We start from the raw sequence: 18416 nt of genomic DNA, 5'->3' as shown, positions 1-18416 counted from the left end.
TGCCAGCATGCATCTTGGTCTTCAGCAATTTTTGGAGCGGTTTCGGAGAACGTATGGATGAGATGCTGCGCTATTTCGAAGAAGAGCTGGCCGTGTTCGGGCAGTACGCACGGGCGTTTCGCGAGCGCTTTCCCAAGCCGGCAAGCGACCTGCATATCGCCGGCGACAGCTACGACGACCCGAGCGTGGCGCGGCTGATCCAGTCGGTCGCCCTGCTCAGCGCGCGCATCCACAAGCGGCTCGACGACGACTACCCGAAGTTCACCGAGTCGCTGCTCGAGAGCCTGTATCCCCATTACCTGCGGCCAATGCCGTCGTATTCCATCGCCCAGGTGGTGGCGCCGGGGCAGGGCGCATCCGCCGCGGAACATGCCATGATCCCGCGCGGCACGGTGCTGCGCAGCGCCCAGGTCGAGGGCACCGTGTGCCAGTTCCGGACCGTCTACCCTGTGGCGTCCGGGCAGCTGCGCATCACGCATGCCGGCTTCTCCCAGGCCAGCGCCGTGCCGCGCGTGCTGCACGCGCTGCGCACCACGGCCGGCATCGCCATCCGGTTCGAGGCAGCTGCCCCGGTCTCCGAACTGTGCCGGCGCGGCCTGGCGCGCGTGCGCATCTTCGTCGATGGCGAGGCATCGCTGCGCGCCGCGCTCATCGACGCGCTGTTGCTGCGTCCGGCGCTGGCCTGCGTGCAGGCCGAGGGCAGCGGCGAGTGGGCCGCGCTGGCGGCTTCACCCCTGAGCCTGGCCGGCTTCGGCGACGAGGAAGCGGTGCTGCCGGCGCCGGCGCGTTCGCACCCCGCGTTTCGCCTGCTGACCGAATATTTCACCTACCCCGACAAATTCGGTTTCATCGACCTCGACCTGGAAGCGGCGGCGCAGTGCTTGCCGGCGGGCTGCGCGCGCTTCACGCTGCACCTGGGCCTGGTCCGGGTGGCGCCGGATTCGAGCGCGGCGCGCCTGCTGGCGCCTCTGTCCGCGCGCAACCTGCTGCTCGGCTGCACGCCGGTGGTCAACCTGTTTCGCAAGGGCGGCGACCCGATCGCGCTGTCGCACACCCGCGCCGAGTACCCGCTGGCCGCCGATGCGGCGCATGCGGCCGCCTACGAGATCCACAGCGTCGACCGGGTATGCGTCGTACGCGAAGCGCATGGCGCGCGCAGCGTGACCGAGTTCGCGCCCTTGTTCGCCGTCGGCCGGGGCGCCGGCCAGGATGCCGGTCATTCGACACTGCCGCAGCATTACTGGGCCGCGCGGCGCGACGAGGCCCTGGCCCAGGCCAGCCCCGGGCACGAAGTGAAGCTGCTGCTGCTCGACCCCGGATTCAGCCCGCTGGACGCCCCCGGCGCCACCATCTCGACCGAACTGACCTGCACCAACCGCGACCTCCCGGCCAGGCTGCGCTACGGCGATCCGGACGGCGACCTGGTGGCCGAGTCGCAGGCGGGGACGGCGTCGTTTCGCCTGTTGCGCCGCCCGAGCGCGGCGCAGCGCATCCAGGGCGGCCACGGCGCCCACTGGCGCCTGGTGTCGCACCTGGCCCTGAATTATGCCGGGCTGACCACCGCCGCCCTGGGCGACCTGCAGAAAATGCTCGCGCTCTACGACCTGCCGGCCTCACCCGTTTCGCGGCGCCAGATCGCCGGCATCGTCGGCCTCGAGCACGGCACCGTGCGCGCCTGGCTCAAGACCCGGCCGGTCTCGTCGCTGATGCCGGGCGTGGGCATCCGCATGACGGTCGACGAGGAAGCTTTCGAGGGCAGCAGCCTGTACGCTTTTGCGCAGGTGATGGACCGTTACTTTGCCCTCAACAGCCAGCTCAACTGCTTTACCCGGCTCGAGCTCGTATCGCAGCAGTCCGGAGAGGAGATCCTCGCATGCGCGCCCCGCACGGCCGAGAAACTGCGCGCCTGATCGACCGGCTGCTGGCGGCGCCGCAGGACTTCGAATTCGTACAGGCCGTGCGCATCCTGCTGGCCTGGCTGGCAGGGCAGGGAGTCGCGCCCGCGCACGCCCTGCGCAGCCATCTGCGTTTCGAGAACAGCCTGCGCCTGGGCTTTCCGGCGGGGGAGATCGAAGGCCTGGCGCCGACGCCCGCGGACGATTCCGGTATCGGCGGCTTCGCGCTGACCCCCGGCTTCATGGGCCTGCTCGGCGTGCACGGCGCGCTGCCTCTGCATTTCACCGAGCGGATCGCCGCCTGGCAGCTCGAACGCGACGACCAGGCGCCGCGCGCCTTTCTCGACCTGCTGTCCGGGCGCATGCTGGCGCTGTATGTCGAGGCCTGGCACAAGAACCGCATCGAACTGGCCGGGCTTGCCCAGGCCGGCACCGGGCCGGCCGGCGCCGGCCTGGCGCGGCTGACGGCGCTGGCCGGCGTGGACGGCGGCGAAGTCGGAAAACAGGGCACACAGGGCCCGCCCGACGCCCTGTTTGCCCACTTCGCCGGCATGCTGCAGCAGCGCCCGAAGTCGGCCGCCGTGCTCGAGCGCCTGCTGGCCAGCTATTTCGGCGAGCCCATGCGAATCGAGGAAGCCGTCGGCCACTGGAACCTGCTCGCGCCTGGCGAACAGCCGGCGCTGGGCCTGAACGCCCGGCTCGGCGAAAACACCTTGCTGGGCGAGCGCAGCTGGCGGCCCGACCTGCGCGCCGGGTTGCGCATCGGTCCGCTCGGCGCCGATGCCTTCGCGCGCTTCCTGCCCGGCGGACCAGCCGCCCGCACATTGCACGCGATCCTGCGGGCGGTCGCCGAACCCGGCGTCGGCTTCGAGGTGCAGCTGGTGTTGCGCGGCCGCGATGTGGCTGCCGGGCGGCTGGCAGGCAGGCAAGCGCCCGGGGCCAGGCTCGGGCGCGACGGCTTTCTGATCGACCCCGGTGCGGCGCCGGGAGCGGCTGCCCGGCGCGCCGACCGCACCGACATGCGCTACCTGCTCATGCCGATGGCGCCCTTGGCCCCGCTGGCGCGGCCCCTGTCGGGTGCGCGCCGGGATGCGCTGTAGGGGTATCCTTCGACAAGGCCCGCGAGGCGGCCGCGTGGAAGGTGTGTGCTCATGGAGGTCCATTGAAACCCGGTTCCGCTGCTGCACAGAGGACTGCATGAGCATCCGCAACCTCGGCCGCCTGTTCGCGCCGCGCTCGGTGGCGCTGGTCGGCGCCTCGGAGCGCCCCGGCAGCCTCGGGGCGAGGCTGCTGCACCAGCTCACAGCCGGCGGCTTTCGCGGCACGGTCCATCCGGTGAACCCGAAGTACACCGTCCTGAACGGCCTGGACGTCGTCGCCAGCGTCGCCGAACTGGCCATTGCGCCGGACCTGGCCGTGATCTGCACGCCGCTCGAGACGGTGCCGGCGATCATCCGCCAGCTCGGCGAGAAGGGTACGCGCGCGGCGCTCGTGTTCGGGAGCGACCCGGCGGGCGTGACGCAGGAGCGCGCACGCGCACTCAAGCAGGCGATGCTGGACGCGGCCCACCCCTACCTGCTGCGCATCCTCGGTCCGGACAGCGCCGGCCTGCTGGTGCCGGGCATCGGCCTGGACGCGAGCCTGGCGCAGGGGGGCGCACTGCCCGGCAGGATCGCCTTCGTGTCGCAGTCCGGCGCCCTGATGACGGGCGTGCTCGACCGGGCGCGTTCGCGCGGTATCGGCTTTTCGCATGTGGTGGCCCTGGGCGACTCGGCCGACGTCGACCTCGGCGACGTGCTCGACTACCTGGCCAACGATGGCGCCACCGGCTCGATCCTGCTGTATGTCGAGGAGCTGCGCTACGCGCGCAAGTTCATGTCGGCGGCGCGGGCGGCGGCGCGCAGCAAACCGACCCTGGTGCTGAAAGCCGGGCGCACCAGGGAGGCCGCGCCCGCTGCGGCCAGCGAAAGCGGCGCCCTGGCGAGCATGGACACGGTCTTCGATGCCGCGATCAGGCGCGCCGGCATGCTGCGCGTGGACACCACCGAGCAACTGTTCGCGGCGGTCGAAACGCTGGCGCATGCCAGGGCGCTGCACGGCGAGCGCCTGGCCATCCTCGCCAACGGCGCCGGCCCCGCCATGCTGGCCTGCGACGCGCTGCTGCTGGGCGGCGGCACGCTGGCACGCATGGCGCTTGCCAACCCGCTGACGCTGGCCGCCGACGCAGCGCCGGAACGCTACCGGGAAACGCTCGAGCTCCTGCTGCAGGATCCCGGCCTCGATGCGATCCTCCTCATCCACGCCCCTGTCGCCGGCGTCGACAGCGCCGCCGTCGCCGCCGCCATCGCGCCGCTTGCGCGCGGCGCGTCGCGCAACGTGCTCTCGTGCTGGCTGGGCGGGGATTCGCTGGCAGCGGCGCGCGAGACCGCCTCGAACGCCGGCATGCCGACTTTCGATACCCCCGAAGACGCGGTCGCCGGCTTCCTGCAAATCGTCCACTACCGCCAGAACCAGCACCTCCTCATGCAGGTGCCGCCTTCGGTCTCGAGCATCGGCGCGGGCGGGCGCGGCACGGCGCGCGCGCTGGTGCGCGAAGCCTTCGCGACCGGGCGCTACCTGCTCACCGATCCCGAGGCGAAAGCGATCCTGCGCGCCTACGGCATGGCGATCGTCGAGACGCGCGGCGCCGCCACGGTCGAGGAGGCCGTCGTCGCGGCCCGCAACATCGGCTTTCCGGTGGCGGTAAAGATCGTCTCGCCCGATGTGATGCACAAGTCCGATGTCGGCGGCGTGGCGCTCGATCTGGACTCGGAGCGCGCCGTGCGCTCGGCGGCCGAGCGCGTACGCAAGCGCTTCAGCGAATTACGTCCAGACGCCCGCTTCGAGGGCTTTTCGGTCCAGGCGATGGCGCGCCGGCTCGATGCCCACGAACTGATCCTGGGCGCGGCGACCGACCCGGTGTTCGGCCCGGTGATCGTGTTCGGCCAGGGCGGCATGGCGGTGGCGGTGGCGAACGACCATGCGCTGGCCTTGCCGCCGCTGAACCTCGTGCTGGCGCGCGACATGGTCGGGCGCACCCGCGTCGCGCGCCTGCTGGCCGGCTACCGCAACCATCCGCCGGCCGACATGGACGCGATCCTGGCGACCCTGGTGCAGGTCTCGCGCCTGGTGTGCGACATTCCGGAAATCGTCGAGCTCGACATCAACCCGCTACTGGCCGACGCCAGCGGCGCGCTGGTGCTGGACGCGCGCATGCGCCTGGCCCTGGCCGACCGTTCCGGCAGCACGCTCGACCGCTTGGCGATCCGTCCCTATCCGCGCGAGCTGGAAGAAACCATCGCCTGGCAGGGCGCTCCCTTGCTGCTGCGCCCGGTGCGGCCGGAAGACGGCCCGGCGCATCTGAAATTTTTCGACGCGCTGACGCCGGACGACGTGCGCTACCGCATGTTCGTGCGCGTGCGCGAACTGCAGCCCTCGCAACTGGCCCGTTTCACCCAGATCGACTACGACCGCGAAATGGCCTTCATCGCCACCCGGCCGGGACCGGACGGTGCGCCGGAAACGCTGGCCGTCGGGCGCGTGGTCGCCGACCCGGACAACATCAGCGCCGAGTTCGCGGTCACGGTGCGCTCCGACCTCAAGGGTCTTGGCCTGGGCAGGCTGATGATAGAGAAACTGATCGCTTATTGCCGTTCGCGCGGCACGCGCGAAATCGTCGGCGAGGCGCTGCCGCAAAACAACCGCATCATCGGACTGGTGAAGAAGCTGGGCTTCGAGGTATTCCCGGCGGGGGAAGAGGGCGTGCGCACATTCCGCTTGACGCTGGACTGAAATAAAATTTCATGGAAGGCTGCAGGTGAAATAATATTTCAGCGCCGGAAACGCACATCCTCCGTCACCACCTTGGCCTCGCCCTTCGGCTTTTTCGGCTTCTTGGGCTTCTTGACGACCTGGCCGCCCATCCCCGTTTCCGGCACGCGGTGGTCGGGATCGAAGCCGGCCTCGACGATGCGCTCCAGCACCTGCCCGGTCAGCAGTTCGATCGCGGCCAGTTGCTGCACTTCGTCGGCGCAGAGCAGCGAGACCGCGTCCCCGGAGGCGCCGGCGCGGCCGGTGCGGCCGGTGCGGTGCACGTAATCTTCGGCCACGATCGGCAGGTCGACGTTCACCACCACCGGCAAATCGTCGATATCGAGGCCGCGCGCGGCGACGTCGGTTGCCACCAGCACTTTCACCTCGCCCGCCTTGAAGCGGTCGAGTGCGCGCAGGCGCGCCGGCTGCGGCTTGTCGCCATGGATCGAATCGGCGTCGATGCCCTTCGCCAGCAGCAGTTCGACCAGTTCGTCCACGCCGCGGCGCGTCTTCACAAACGCCAGCACCTGGCCCCAGCCATGTTTTTTGAGCAGGTGCATGAAGAGTTCGGGTTTGCGCTTTTTGTCGACCGGAACCGCCCACTGGCGGATCGCTTTTACCGTCGTGTTGCGTGGCGCGGTTTCGATGCTGACCGGGTCGCGCAGCAGCTTGGCGGCCAGCGTCCGGATCGGTTCGGAAAACGTGGCCGAGAACAACAGCGTCTGGCGCAGCTTCGGCAGCGCCGCGAAGACCTGGTCGAGTTCGCGCGAAAAACCGAGGTCGAGCATGCGGTCCGCTTCGTCGAGCACCAGCATCTGGACGCCGTTCAGTTTCAAGGCGTTCTGGCGCTGCAGGTCGAGCAGGCGCCCCGGCGTGGCCACCAGCAGGTCGACGCCCTTGCGCAGGCGCATCATCTGCGGATTGATGCTGACGCCGCCGTAAGCCACCATGGTGCGCAGCGGCAGCCCGAGGCCATAGGCCTTGAAACTGGCATGCACCTGTTCGGCCAGCTCGCGCGTGGGCACCAGCACCAGCGCCCGCGCCGAATTCGGCGCCGCCTGGCCGCCTTCCATGGCGAGCCGCTGCAGCAGGGGCAGGGCGAAGCCGGCGGTCTTGCCGGTGCCGGTCTGAGCCGCGGCCATGACGTCGCGCCCGGCCAGCACTGCGGGAATCGCCTGCGACTGGACCGGGGTCGGTTGCGTGTAGGCGAGCGTCTCGAGGGTGCGGACGAGCTGGTCGATGAGACCGAGCGATTGGAACGACATGGCTTACCTTCGGGGCAGTTGGAAACAGGCGACAGTTTAACGTGCCGCGCTCCAGGCCGCCCGCCTGGCCATGCGGTCCTCAGTAATCGATGAAGATGAGGACAGGTGTCGGGGCGATCGGCTTGACCGGTTCCTGGCGATCCTTGCAGCCGCTCGCCAGCAGGCAGGCAAGGGCGACGATGCTCCAGCGCAGGGTAGACATGGCGATCCCTCCTTTTGTGTCCATGATAGCGAATGCGGAAAGCGAGGGCGCACGCCAGCGCCCATGAATAAGTTGTAACTGTGTGTCGCAGCGAACAAAGTTTTCGCCCAGTCACTGTTAAAGTCCCTGCATCATCACAATGAGAGGACCTTCCATGAAATCCCTGATCGCATCCCTTGCAGCCGGCGTCGCCCTGCTGTCGGCGCTTGTGCCGGCCGCGGCGCAGAACGTCAGCATCAACATCGGCCAGCCCGGCTTCTACGGCCGCATCGACATTGGCGATTTCGGCCCGCCGCCGGTGCTGTACGCCCAACCGATCATCGTGCGCGAAGCACGCTACCGGGCCGAGCCAGTCTACCTGCGCGTACCGCCCGGCCATCGCAAGAACTGGTCGAAACACTGCGGCCGTTACAACGCCTGCTCGCGTCCGGTCATGTTCGTGCGCGACGACTGGTATACGAATACCTATGCGCCGCGTTACCGCGACCGTCACGACGGCTACCGCGCCGAGCGCCAGCAGGTCGAGTATCGCGAGGTCTATCGCGACGACGGCCATGGCAAGCACGATAAGCACGATAAGCGCGACAAGCACGAAGCCAAGCACGATCGCAAGCACGACAAGCATGGCGGCGGCAAGGGCCACGACAAGGGTCACTGACCGGTAAATGCCGGTTTGCCAACGCCGAACTTGCTCCGGGTGTACACTTGTCAGGTAGCCAATGACAACCCGGGAGGCAGGTTTGCAGAGCGAATTCGTGATCGTTGGTGGCGGGGCAGGCGGCCTGGAGCTGGCCTGCAAACTCGGGCGCAAGCTCGGGCCCTCGAAGGTGATGCTGGTCGACTCCCGGCTTTACCATATCTGGAAACCCTCGCTGCACGAAGTCGCGGCCGGCACCCTCGACATCCACCAGGAGGGCCTGTCCTACCAGATGCTGGCCCACGACAACGGCTTTACATTCGTCTACGGCCCGATGACGGCGCTCGACGCCGGCGCGCGCCAGCTGACGGTCGGCGCGGTGCGCGCTTCCGACGGCGAAGACGTGCTGCACGAGCGGCGCATCGCTTACACCTCGCTCGTCATTGCAGTGGGCAGCACCGCTAACTATTTCGGCGTGCCGGGCGCACGCGAAAACACCATTTCCCTGAACGTCACTGAAGACGCCGAGCGCTTTCGCCTGCGCCTGCTGCGCCTGATGGCCACCGCCGAGCAGGCCAGGGCCGAAGGCGCCGACGCGAATGCCGCGCTGGACGTGGTCATCATTGGCGGCGGCGCCACCGGCGTCGAACTGGCGGCCGAGCTGCGTGAAGCTTCGGGTGTCTACGCCACCTACGGTTTTTCGCGCCTGCAGGTCAAGCGCGACGTGCGCATCACGCTGCTCGAAGGCGCGCCGCGCATCCTGGCGCCGCTGCCCGAACGGGTGTCCAGCGCCGCGCTCAAGCTCCTCGACGAGCGCGGCATCCGGGTCGTCACCGACTGCCGCGTCACGCAAATCGAGGCGGACCGTGTCCTGGATAACAAGGGCAACGTCTACCCGGCAAGCATGTGCGTCTGGGCGGCCGGCATCCGCGCGCCGGAATTCCTCGGCACCCTGGGACTGCCGACCAACAAGGGCGGCCAGATCGACGTCGACGCCCACCTGCGCGTGCCCGGCGTGGCGGACGTGTATGCGCTGGGCGACTGCGCGGCCTGCATCGACGGTTCGGGCCAGCCGGTGCCGCCGCGCGCCCAGGCGGCGCACCAGCAGGCCGATTTCCTGCTTAAAGGCTTCCTGCGCCGCACCGCGGGCAAGGCGCCGTCCGGCAAGCCCTATGTCTACAAGGATTACGGTTCGCTCGTTTCGCTGGGCAAGACCACCAGCGTCGGCAGCCTGATGGGTTCACTGAAGGGGGCCAGCTGGTTTGTCGAAGGCATGATCGGGCGCCTGATGTACACCAGCCTGCACCTGATGCATCACCAGGCCGTGCTCGGATCGGTTCGTACCGGGGTGCTGGCGCTGGCGCGCTTCCTGATCCGGCGGACGACGCCGCTGGTCAAGCTGCATTAGATAACTACTACTTCTTCACGAGCGATCCGGCGTCTGCTGAACGCGTGAGCGGCGTAGCCGCCCACCCTACGCGTCGCTGCCAGCGTTGCGCGGCAGCGTCATCGTCAGCACCATGCCGCCATTGGCGCCCGGCGCGAAGTTGAGCGAGCCGCCGAGGTCGCGCGCGCGTTCGCGCAGCAGGCGCAGGCCGTGGCAGCGCAGCGACAGCGCATGGGGATGCGGGGTGCCGGCGCCGTTGTCGCGCACGGTCAGCATCAGCTGCTCGCCATCGTCGTCGAGGATCACTTCCACCTTGTTGGCGCCGGCATGCTTGAGTGCATTCTGCAAGCCTTCCTCGGCGCAGCGCAGCAGGGCCACGTTCTGGACCCGCGAATAGGCGTCGTCGTCGTCCGGCAGGCTGGCGCTCGCTTCGATCCCGTGCTCCTGGCTGAATTCGGTGACCAGTTCGGACAGCGCCGCCTTGATGCCCAGGAATTCGAGTTTGTCGTTCCAGAGCGTCAACTGCACTTTGCGGTTGGTCTCGATGATGCCGTTCAGCAGGTTCTTCATCTGGGCTGCACGGTCGAGCGACTTGGCGTCGCTCAGCCCTTTCGACAGCAGGCCCAGGTGCATCGTCAGGGCGGTCATCGACGAGCCCAGGGTGTCGTGCAGCTGGCGCGCCAGCAGGCGCCGGTCGTCGTCCCAGCAGCGTTGCAGGTGGGCGACGAGCTCGGTCAGCTCGGCGGTGCGTTCGGCAACCAGCTGTTCCAGTTCCGGTTGGTGGTGCTGCGGTTCTGGTGCGCTCATTGTGGGCTCGGATGAAAGTTTCCCAAATCATACAACAGCTTGGGCGCCGAAGTGCGCACACAGGCGTCCCAACGTGCGTTCCCGAACAGTAGACGGGCAGGTTTGCGGCGATGCTGGAGCCCTGGATGTCTTATTAAAATTGTAAACTTTGAGGGAGTTCCCATGCCAAATACCGCCGCCAAGATCGACGCCATTGCATTGCTCGAAAAGCAGCACCGCGAAGTCGAAGCCATGTTCGAGCGTTTCGAAAACATGACCGACCGCGCCACCGTCAGCAAGAAAAAGCTGGCCGACGAAATCTGCAACGCGCTGATCATGCACACCACGATCGAGGAAGAAATCTTCTATCCGGCCACCCGCGAGGCCAGCTCGGACAAGGAAGACGAAGACATGGTCGACGAAGCCGTCGTCGAGCACGCCTCGGCCAAGGACCTGATCGCGCAGATCATGGAAATGGATCCGGGCGATGACCTGTACGACGCCAAGGTGAAAGTGCTGTCGGAACTGGTCGAGCACCACGTCGAGGAAGAAGAAGAAGAGATGTTCCCGAAGACGCGCGAGCTGGGTCTCGACCTGGCCGCCCTCGGCGCGGAAATGCAGGCGCGCCAGAAGGAAATCGAAGCGTCGCAGTAAGCTTCATTGAATAAAGAAAGGCCGCACGGCGCATCATGCGCCGTGCGGCCTTTTTCATGTGGCAGCGAGATTCAGGCCGCGGTGCTTGGCACGGCCGCCGGTTCGCCCAGCGCGCCGAGAAGCTGGGTAATGTCCACCGGTTTCACCAAATGCATGTCGAAACCCGCTTCCAGCACCCGGCGCTGGTCTTCGGCCAGGCCGTAACCGGTCAGCGCGATCAGGCGCATGGCGCCGGTGGCGGCGTTGGCGCGCAGGCGGCGCGCGACTTCGTAACCGTCGATGCCCGGCAGGCCGATGTCGACCAGGGCCACCGTCGGCAGGTGGCTGGTGGCCAGGGCCACGCCGTCGAGGCCATCGCCCGACTGCAGCACCGGGTAGCCATAGACTTCCAGCATGGTCGCCATCATTTCGCGGCCGTCCTCGTTGTCCTCGATCAGGAGCACGGCCGGCCTTGCGCCCGACTCCTCGAACCGCTCGACGCTTGGCGCTTCGAGTTGCGGCGCCTGCGCGCGCGGCAGCCGGATGCTGAAGGCGCTGCCCTCGCTGGCGCCGCCGCTGGTCACGTTGACGGTGCCGCCGTGCAGTTCCACCAGGCGCCGCACCAGCGACAGGCCGATGCCGAGGCCGCCCTGGGCGCGGTCGAGGCTGATGGCGCCCTGCACGAACACGTCGAACACGTGCGGCAAGAGGTCGGCCGAGATGCCGACGCCGGTGTCGCGCACGGTGAGCAGGACTTCGTCGCCATCGAGCCCGATCGTGATGTCGATCGTGCCGCCGGCCGGCGTGTACTTGATCGCATTGTCGATCAGGTTGGTCGCGATCTGTTCCAGGCGCGTCGGGTCGCCGTCCACCCAGTTCTGCTCGAGGTCGACATTGATGCGGTAGCCGCCGGTGCGGCCGGTGGCGCGGAAGGTATCGAGGCAGGCGCCGACCAGGCTGGCCAGGTCGACCGGTTTACGGGACAGCAGAATCTTGCCCGACATCGCACGCGACAGGTCGAGCAGGTCGTCGACGATGCGCGACAGGTGCTGGCTCTGGCGCTGGATGATCTGGCGCGCCCTGGAACCCATCTCGGCCGGCGCACCCGGCATGTCGATCAGCGCGGCGGCGCTGGAAATGGCCGACAGCGGATTGCGCAGCTCGTGGCCGAGCATGGCCAGGAACTCGTCCTTGGCGTGGCTCTTGCGCTCGGCGGCCTGGCGCTCCTCGATCTCGCTCATCAGGCGCTCGTTGGTGGCCGTCAGTTCGAGCGTGCGCTGCGACAGCTTGTCGGCCTGGCGGCGCAGTTGCTCGTTCTTGTTGGCCAGGGCCACGAAGACCGATACCTTGGCGTGCAGGATTTGCGGAATCACCGGGGTGAACAGGAAGTCGGCCGCGCCGCGCTGGTAAGCCTTCAGGCGGTCGATCTCGTCGGCCAGGAAGGCGGTGACGAAGATGATCGGGATGTCGGCGGAGCGGGCGCGCTGGTGGATCGCCTCGGCCGTCTCGAAGCCGTCCATGCCGGGCATGTTGACGTCGAGGATGATCACAGCGAAGTCGTGCAACAGCACCTGGCGCAGCGCTTCCTGGCCCGAGCGTGCAGTCATCACCTCATAGCCGGTCTCGTTCGCCCATTGGTCGAGCAGGCTCGAGAGGGCCAACAGGCTGGCTGCATCGTCGTTGACGACTAGAATCTTGGGTTTGTCGGTAGTGGACACGTCGTTCCTGCGTTCGTCGGGATGGCTGGTTTCTGCCGGATCAAAAGGATAGCAGACAGGCCCTTGTTTTCCAAAGTAAAGACGAACTTTGGTGCCGCAAATTCTACCATGGCAATTTCTAATGTCTTCGAGCAATCGGGCGAGCTGTTGTTTGGCGTGTTCGACACCGCACATACGCCCCTCATGCCCTATGCGATAGTGGAACTGTGTCCGGTTCCATTGTGTCAATGATGGAGGACAGGCCGCTCACTTAAGAGGATAAAAATGAATATCAACGAAATTGTTAACGAACAGTTCCACGGGAAGTCGCTGCGCGAGTTGGTGGATAGCCCACTGACGGCCCTGAGGGGCATTGGCGAAAAAGAGGCGCGCGCGCTGGAGGAAGGTTTCGGCGTTACCACGATCCGCCAGCTCTCCCAGCTCAAGTTCATCACCCATGCGGTGGCGATCGAGATGATGGCGAGTGTCGAGCATCCATCGGGCCACGGTCCAAAGGAAACCTTGCTCGACGAAGCGGTGGAAATGACCTTCCCCGCGAGCGACCCGATTTCGGTCGATTCCGGCATCACCCGCATTGAAGTGGCGCCGGACAAGGTCGAGGCCGCACGCGACCACCAGAACGCCGGCGCCATCGCCGCGCACAACCAGGCGGCGTGCGGACAGAACAACGTCGGCACCAAGGATAGCGAGCCGAAGGATGTTGGTTCGGCGTAAATAGTCGGGAATGGCGTGAAAACGGCCCTGTGCCTGCATTCAATGCGGGTCACAGGGCTCTTGCATTTGTAGTGTGGGCCGGGCCACCCCAAGACAATCGCGCAGGGGCGTCGTCCATGGACAGGCCCCCGTCCGATCAGCGGTGCGGCACCAGCTCTTCCGCTGGCTTGGCCACCGGCTTGACCGCTACGGCGCGCGAACCCGCGGTCGAGCAGAAGCGGTTCTTGCCGGCGCGTTTGGCTTCATACAAAGCGTAGTCAGCGATGCTGATCAGGGCGTCGACCGATTCGGCGTCGTCCGGATAGATGCTGATGCCAATCGAGGTCGAGAGGCGCAGGGTCAGGTCGTTGATGAAGAAGGGCTCGGACAGGGCTTCGACCAGCTTGGCGGCCGGCCCCTGGGCGTCGGCCAGGCTGTGGATATCGCCCAGCACGACCATGAATTCGTCGCCGCCGAGGCGCGCGACCGTATCTTCCTTGCGCGACGATGCCAGCAGGCGCTGCGACACCATCTTCAGGATTTCGTCGCCATAGGCATGGCCATAGGTATCGTTGATTGCCTTGAAGCCGTCCAGGTCGAGGTACATGATCGCCGCCTTGGCGTGGCTGCGGTTGGCGTGCTGGAGGGCCGTTTCGATGCGGTCTTCCAGCAGGCGCCGGTTCGGCAGGCCGGTGAGGGCGTCATGCAGGGCCAGTTCCTGCTGGGCGCGGCTGTATTGCGCCAGTTCCTTATAGAGCAGGCGCACTTCCAGCATGTTGTGGATGCGTTTGTGGACTTCCAGCAGGTCGAAAGGCTTGCTGATGAAGTCGCGGGCGCCGGCTTCGAGCGCCGCGATCTTGAAACTTGGCTGGGCGGTCAGGGCCAGCACGGGCAGGTAACCGCCTTTTTCAATTTCCTTCAAGCTCTTCATAACCTGGAAGCCATTCAGCCCAGGCATTTGCAGGTCGAGCAGGATCAGGTCGTAGTTGTGCTCGCGGTGCAGCGGGCAGACTTGCTCGGGCTCCATGGTCGAACTGACGTTGGCGTAGCCTTCCTCGCGCAATATCTCTTCCATCAATTCGATATTGTCAGGCGAGTCGTCTACGACCAGGATTTTAGCGTTTAATATTTCTTGTCTGCTCGGCATGCTTCTTCTCGTCGAATAGGTACTGGATGGAAACAAATTTCATTCAAGCAATCCAACTTTCCCACTTCACGTAGTCTAGCAAAGGGTCAAAAATTTCTTGTAGGACAGCGCCGCGTCAGATGGTAGGAAGATCACAATCGTTTGCGCGTGGCAGCAGGAAGCACCAGCGAACCGACTGCAGCGATCAGTTCACTCGGCTCGACCGGCTTGGAAATGTGGGAACTGAAGCCGGCTTCCAGGGCGCGCAGCCTGTCTTCGGAACGGGCAAACGCGGTCAGCGCCACCGCCGGCAGCAGGCCGCCGCGGTCGCGCGGCAGGGCGCGTACCCAGGACAGCAGCTCGAAGCCGTCGACCTCGGGCATGCCCAGGTCGCTGATGAGCAAGTCGGGCAAGTCGGCCTGGAGCGCTTCGAAGGCTTCGCGCGCGCTGCCGGCGATGCGTACCCGCGCATGGCAGTCGGTCAGGATGCGCAGGATCAGTTCGCGCGCATCGCGGTCGTCGTCGACCACCAGCACCGATACACCGGTCAGGTCGCGCAGCGTGATTTCCGGCATGGGCGCCGGAGAGCTGCGGATCATGCGGCTGCGCGCCGAGGCTTTCGGTGTTTCCTTTGCCAGCGGCAGCTCGATCGTGAAGCTCGAGCCCTGGCCTTCGCCCGGGCTCTCGGCGCGCACCAGGCCGCCGTGCTGCTCGACCAGGTGCTTGACGATCGCCAGTCCCAGGCCCAGGCCGCCGTGGCGGCGGGTCATCGAGGCGTCGGCCTGGCGGAAGCGTTCGAAGACGTGGGTGATGAATTCGGGGCCGATGCCGGCGCCGGTGTCGCGCACGGTCACCGTGACCGAGCCGGGGCTGGCCCCGGCGGCGGTGGCTGGTTCGGCGCCCACTTCCACCGTCACCACGCCGCCGCGCGGCGTAAACTTGATCGCGTTCGAGAGCAGGTTCCAGACCACCTGCTGCAGGCGCGCCGGGTCGCCGGCGATCATGCCGGGCGCCGCGGCGTAGTGTTTCTCGATGCGGATGTCCTTGGCGTCGGCCGCCGGGCGCACGGTATCGATGGCGGCATCGACGAAGCCGAGCGGGCTCAGGGTCTGCATGTCGAGCAAGACCTTGCCCGAGGTGATGCGGCTCATGTCGAGCAAGTCCTCGATCAGCTGGGCCTGGGCGCGCGCATTGCGCTCGATGGTTTGCAGGCCGCGCTGCAGGTCGGCCTCGTCCTTGCCGCCGCGGCGCAATACCTGGGCCCAGCCGAGGATGGCGGACAGGGGCGTGCGCAGTTCGTGCGACAGGGTGGCCAGGAATTCGTCCTTCATCTGGCTCGAGCGCTCCGCTTCGGCGCGCGCTTCGCGCTCGCTCTCGAGCAGCACCTTGCGCTCTTCGGCAGCCTGCTTGGCCGCTTCGTAGAGGCGCGTGTTGTCGAGCGCAACCGCGGCCTGGGCGGCGATGCCGCGCACGATGCGCTCGGTACGCTCGGTAAACACCCCCGGTTCCGGGTGGCCGAAGAACATGGTGCCGAGCACTTCGCCGCTGCCGGCCGTGACCGGCACCGACAGGTAGCTGCGCACGGTCGGCTGGCCCGACAGCAGGCTGAACTCGGTGGGCGACTGGCCGTAGCGCGGGTCGTCGCGGATATTGCTCGAACGTACCAGGCCGGCGCCGCGAAAGCCGGCGCCGAACAGGGCCGTCGCATGCGGCTCGCCGAAACTCTGGAATTCGTTGGCGGTGCCGCCCGAGAGCGTATACAAGGAGAACCTCGGTCCGTCGCTCTCCTTGCCGTGATAGAAGAAGGCGCCGAAGCGGGCGCCGGCGATGCCGCTGGCCGCGTCGGCGGCGACCTGCAGCAGCGAGCGCAGGTCGCGCGTCGAGGCCAGCGCGCTGCCGGTGCTGTTGAGCAGTTCGAGTACCTTCGATTCTTCGCGCAGCGCCTGTTCGGCGCGTTTTACCTGGTCGACGTCGGTATTCGTGCCGAACCAGCGCACCACGACTCCATGGCGGTCGCGCACGGCGTTCACGCGTGTCAGGAACCAGCGGTACTGGCCATCGGAGCCGAGAATCGGGTATTCCATCTCGAAGGGTTCGCCGGTGCGGATCGATTCGCGCCAGTGTTCGAGCATGGCGGGCAGGGCGTCGGGCTCAACCGTGCTTTGCCAGCCCCAGCCGACAGCCGATTCGAGCGTGGTGCCGGTATAGTCGTACCAGCGTTCGTTGAACCAGACGATGGCGCCGTCGGCCTGGGCCATCCAGGCCAGCTGCGGGATGGTGTTGGCCAGCGCGCGCAGGGTTTCCTCGCTCTGGCGCAGGGAGTCTTCGACAGTCTTGCGGTTCGACACGTCCTGGACCACGCCGGTCATGCCGACCACGCTGTCGCGCTCGCCCGGGCTGGCATAATCGGCGCGCCCGACCAGGGCGATCCAGCGCGCCTGGCCGCCTTCAGGCAGCAGCTTGCATTCGATCGACAGGTCGGACTGGGTGGCGAATGCATGCAGGACGGCGCGGCGCACCGCTTCCCGGTCCGGTTGGTCGAGCCGGGCGCGCAGTGCCGACCATGGATGCGGCGTTTCCGGTTCGAGCCCGAGGATGTCGGCGGCGCGCTGGCCGAGGTTGACGCGGTCGCTTGCGGCGTCCCAGGACCAGTCGCCGAGGCGGCCGGCGGCCAGCGCCACTTGCAGGCGGTTGCTGCCGTCGACCAGGGCCTGCTGGTCGATACGGCGCTGCGTCACGTCGTGGAAATACAGGGTCAGCCCGTCGGGCGAGGGATACATGCGCGCTTCGATCCAGCTGGCCAGGCGCGGATAGAAGAATTCGCGGCTGCCGGTCTGGCGCGAGTCCATCGCGCGGCGCATTTCGCCGGCCAGGGTACTGCCCTCGAGTTCCTCGAATTCGTCCCACAGGCTGTGGCCGAGCAGGCCTTCGCGGGTCTTGCCCAGCGGCGCGAGCAGTTCGAGCGCGCGCGCGTTGACATAGGTGATGCGCCAGTCGAAGTCAACCGCGCAAAACGCTTCGGTCAGGCTCTCCAGCATGTTCTCCATGCGTTCATGGGCCTGGCGCAAGGCTTCCCTGGCCGCCAGCAGCTCGGCTTCAGCGCGCTGGCGCGCCGCCAGGCCGTTGCCGGCGTTGCGCAGCGCCGCGGCGCGCATCATTTCGAGGTCGTCCTGCTCCTGGCTCACGGCAAACCTCCCGCAGACCGGATTGCGCCCGACGACGCGCTAGTGGCGGTGCACATGGTTCGCGTGGCGCGCAGCATAGGCACGGGCCGCACTCAGGCTTGCGCCCGCAACTGGTCCGCGACCTGGCCCAGCGCGTGCTGCAGCTGGTCGAGTTCATACGGCTTTTGCAGGGACTGGTAAGGGAAGTCGAGGTGGCGCAGCAGGGTGTCGCCATAACCCGAGGCAAAGATCACCTTCAGGTGCGGATAGGCCGCGACCGCCTTGCGCGCGAGGTCGACACCCGACATGCCCGGCAGGCTGACGTCGGTGAACAGGACGTGGTAAGGGCTGGCGGCCAGGTGCGCAAGCGCATCGTCCGGGTGGGCCACGCCGTCGGCTTCGTAACCGAAAGCCTTGAGCATTTCGCAGACCAGGTACTGGGAGTCGAGGTTGTCCTCGACCACGAGGATGCTGAGCGTGCCCGGCTCGGCTGCGGCCTGGGGAACGCTGGCGCTGGCCGGGGCCAGCGCATACAGAACGCCGCCAACCCTGGCCTCGAAAGGAATCGGAGTCAGGTGCAGGTCGTAGCGCTCCTGGCCGCGGGCGTCGAAGTCGATGCCACAGTGGGCGACGCAGACTGCCTCGCCCTGCCAGGCGCGGGTTGCCGATTCGCCGGCTGCCGCCACCGGCGGCGGCAGCATCGCGGGCACGCCGCCGCCGGGAACGCGGCCAAAAGCGGGGCCGGCCAGCCGGCCGTACGCTTCGTTGCACAGTACGACCGGCTGCCCGTCCGGCTGCCCCGGGCTCCACTGCAGGAGCATCGGCAGCGGCGTGTTGAACATCAGGTCGGCCGCCAGGCGCAATGGCTGCGGCCATCCGGCGGGATCGCCAAGAGCGCTGGCGCTCCAGTCGTAGGCGGAACTGGCAAGGGCGGATTTACTGGATGGAAGCATGGGGAACAACCTGTTGTATATTCAAAAACGTGGCCGAATCGTACACTAAATAGCGCAGCGCTGGAGCACGGCGCCACGGCGGGCGCCTCACTTTGTATGCAGCTG

At 67.1% G+C, this 18416-nt stretch carries 14 protein-coding genes; 7 read left to right on the top strand and 7 right to left on the bottom strand.

Annotated features, from left to right (window positions below; genetic code table 11):
• The first annotated feature begins 53 nt into the window (after nucleotides 1-53).
• The 3 genes from tssF to AC56KZ_RS02495 all read left to right on the top strand — a co-directional run bounded on the left by tssF (nucleotide 54) and on the right by AC56KZ_RS02495 (nucleotide 5726).
• Complete coding sequence (gene tssF / locus AC56KZ_RS02505; RefSeq protein WP_497160552.1) at nucleotides 54-1910, top strand: type VI secretion system baseplate subunit TssF; 1857 nt, start codon at nucleotides 54-56, stop codon at nucleotides 1908-1910.
• Nucleotides 1874-2995 carry a type VI secretion system baseplate subunit TssG gene (gene tssG / locus AC56KZ_RS02500; RefSeq protein WP_497160551.1) on the top strand — a complete coding sequence of 374 codons (1122 nt, stop codon included), beginning with the start codon at nucleotides 1874-1876 and terminating at the stop codon, nucleotides 2993-2995. The genes tssF and tssG overlap by 37 nt, the downstream gene beginning before the upstream one ends.
• Before the next feature lie 97 nt (nucleotides 2996-3092).
• The gene (locus AC56KZ_RS02495) at nucleotides 3093-5726 is read left to right on the top strand and encodes a bifunctional acetate--CoA ligase family protein/GNAT family N-acetyltransferase (RefSeq protein WP_497160550.1); all 2634 of its coding nucleotides are present in this window, start codon (nucleotides 3093-3095) and stop codon (nucleotides 5724-5726) included.
• A 38-nt stretch (nucleotides 5727-5764) separates the two neighbouring features.
• On the opposite strand, the gene AC56KZ_RS02490 is transcribed toward AC56KZ_RS02495, so the two are convergent.
• Together AC56KZ_RS02490 and AC56KZ_RS02485 are read right to left on the bottom strand one after the other, a co-directional pair.
• Nucleotides 5765-7012 (bottom strand): DEAD/DEAH box helicase, encoded by a 1248-nt coding sequence (locus AC56KZ_RS02490; protein WP_497160549.1) that lies wholly within the window; start codon nucleotides 7010-7012, stop codon nucleotides 5765-5767.
• Nucleotides 7013-7091: 79 nt separating this feature from the next.
• Nucleotides 7092-7214 (bottom strand): hypothetical protein, encoded by a 123-nt coding sequence (locus AC56KZ_RS02485; RefSeq protein ID WP_497160548.1) that lies wholly within the window; start codon nucleotides 7212-7214, stop codon nucleotides 7092-7094.
• A 154-nt stretch (nucleotides 7215-7368) separates the two neighbouring features.
• On the opposite strand from AC56KZ_RS02485, the gene AC56KZ_RS02480 reads away from it, so the two are divergent.
• Nucleotides 7369-7872: a hypothetical protein gene (locus tag AC56KZ_RS02480; RefSeq protein WP_497160547.1), complete on the top strand. Its 504-nt coding sequence runs from the start codon at nucleotides 7369-7371 to the stop codon at nucleotides 7870-7872.
• Nucleotides 7873-7933: 61 nt separating this feature from the next.
• Entirely contained in the window at nucleotides 7934-9259 is a 1326-nt protein-coding gene (locus tag AC56KZ_RS02475; protein WP_497160546.1) for an NAD(P)/FAD-dependent oxidoreductase, read from the top strand.
• A 66-nt stretch (nucleotides 9260-9325) separates the two neighbouring features.
• Here the strand turns inward: AC56KZ_RS02475 and AC56KZ_RS02470 are convergent, their stop codons facing one another.
• Complete coding sequence (locus AC56KZ_RS02470) at nucleotides 9326-10045, bottom strand: sensor histidine kinase (protein WP_497160545.1); 720 nt, start codon at nucleotides 10043-10045, stop codon at nucleotides 9326-9328.
• A gap of 162 nt (nucleotides 10046-10207) precedes the next feature.
• Between AC56KZ_RS02470 and AC56KZ_RS02465 the strand changes: the two genes are divergently transcribed.
• Nucleotides 10208-10678 (top strand): hemerythrin domain-containing protein, encoded by a 471-nt coding sequence (locus tag AC56KZ_RS02465; protein ID WP_497160544.1) that lies wholly within the window; start codon nucleotides 10208-10210, stop codon nucleotides 10676-10678.
• A gap of 71 nt (nucleotides 10679-10749) precedes the next feature.
• On the opposite strand, the gene AC56KZ_RS02460 is transcribed toward AC56KZ_RS02465, so the two are convergent.
• Nucleotides 10750-12375: a response regulator gene (locus AC56KZ_RS02460; RefSeq protein WP_497160543.1), complete on the bottom strand. Its 1626-nt coding sequence runs from the start codon at nucleotides 12373-12375 to the stop codon at nucleotides 10750-10752.
• Nucleotides 12376-12639: 264 nt separating this feature from the next.
• On the opposite strand from AC56KZ_RS02460, the gene AC56KZ_RS02455 reads away from it, so the two are divergent.
• A complete protein-coding gene (locus AC56KZ_RS02455) occupies nucleotides 12640-13089 on the top strand; it encodes a hypothetical protein (protein ID WP_497160542.1) in 450 nt (149 codons plus the stop codon).
• Between the two features lie 136 nt (nucleotides 13090-13225).
• Here AC56KZ_RS02455 and AC56KZ_RS02450 read toward each other — a convergent pair whose 3' ends face one another.
• The 3 genes from AC56KZ_RS02450 to AC56KZ_RS02440 form a co-directional block, all read right to left on the bottom strand.
• A complete protein-coding gene (locus AC56KZ_RS02450; RefSeq protein WP_497160541.1) occupies nucleotides 13226-14215 on the bottom strand; it encodes a response regulator in 990 nt (329 codons plus the stop codon).
• 131 nt (nucleotides 14216-14346) lie between these two features.
• Nucleotides 14347-17379, bottom strand: coding sequence for an ATP-binding protein (locus AC56KZ_RS02445; protein ID WP_497160540.1), 3033 nt, complete (start codon nucleotides 17377-17379; stop codon nucleotides 14347-14349).
• Between the two features lie 92 nt (nucleotides 17380-17471).
• A complete protein-coding gene (locus tag AC56KZ_RS02440) occupies nucleotides 17472-18311 on the bottom strand; it encodes a response regulator (protein ID WP_497160539.1) in 840 nt (279 codons plus the stop codon).
• Nucleotides 18312-18416: the final 105 nt, after the last annotated feature.

The organism is Telluria sp. LT2P34 (assembly GCF_059685915.1).
The sequence above is the reverse complement of the archived record's forward strand: the minus strand, read 5'-3'. Positions and strand labels throughout refer to the sequence as shown.

Bases quoted from the DNA above. Each gene is read 5' to 3' on its own strand.
- AC56KZ_RS02450 (WP_497160541.1), bottom strand. From the start codon at position 14,215: ATGCCGAGCAGACAAGAAATATTAAACGCTAAAATCCTGGTCGTAGAC.
- AC56KZ_RS02465 (WP_497160544.1), top strand. From the start codon at position 10,208: ATGCCAAATACCGCCGCCAAGATCGACGCCATTGCATTGCTCGAAAAG.
- AC56KZ_RS02490 (WP_497160549.1), bottom strand. From the start codon at position 7,012: ATGTCGTTCCAATCGCTCGGTCTCATCGACCAGCTCGTCCGCACCCTC.
- AC56KZ_RS02440 (WP_497160539.1), bottom strand. From the start codon at position 18,311: ATGCTTCCATCCAGTAAATCCGCCCTTGCCAGTTCCGCCTACGACTGG.
- tssG (WP_497160551.1), top strand. From the start codon at position 1,874: ATGCGCGCCCCGCACGGCCGAGAAACTGCGCGCCTGATCGACCGGCTG.
- AC56KZ_RS02470 (WP_497160545.1), bottom strand. From the start codon at position 10,045: ATGAGCGCACCAGAACCGCAGCACCACCAACCGGAACTGGAACAGCTG.
- AC56KZ_RS02480 (WP_497160547.1), top strand. From the start codon at position 7,369: ATGAAATCCCTGATCGCATCCCTTGCAGCCGGCGTCGCCCTGCTGTCG.
- AC56KZ_RS02495 (WP_497160550.1), top strand. From the start codon at position 3,093: ATGAGCATCCGCAACCTCGGCCGCCTGTTCGCGCCGCGCTCGGTGGCG.
- AC56KZ_RS02475 (WP_497160546.1), top strand. From the start codon at position 7,934: ATGACAACCCGGGAGGCAGGTTTGCAGAGCGAATTCGTGATCGTTGGT.
- AC56KZ_RS02485 (WP_497160548.1), bottom strand. From the start codon at position 7,214: ATGTCTACCCTGCGCTGGAGCATCGTCGCCCTTGCCTGCCTGCTGGCG.
- AC56KZ_RS02455 (WP_497160542.1), top strand. From the start codon at position 12,640: ATGAATATCAACGAAATTGTTAACGAACAGTTCCACGGGAAGTCGCTG.
- tssF (WP_497160552.1), top strand. From the start codon at position 54: ATGGATGAGATGCTGCGCTATTTCGAAGAAGAGCTGGCCGTGTTCGGG.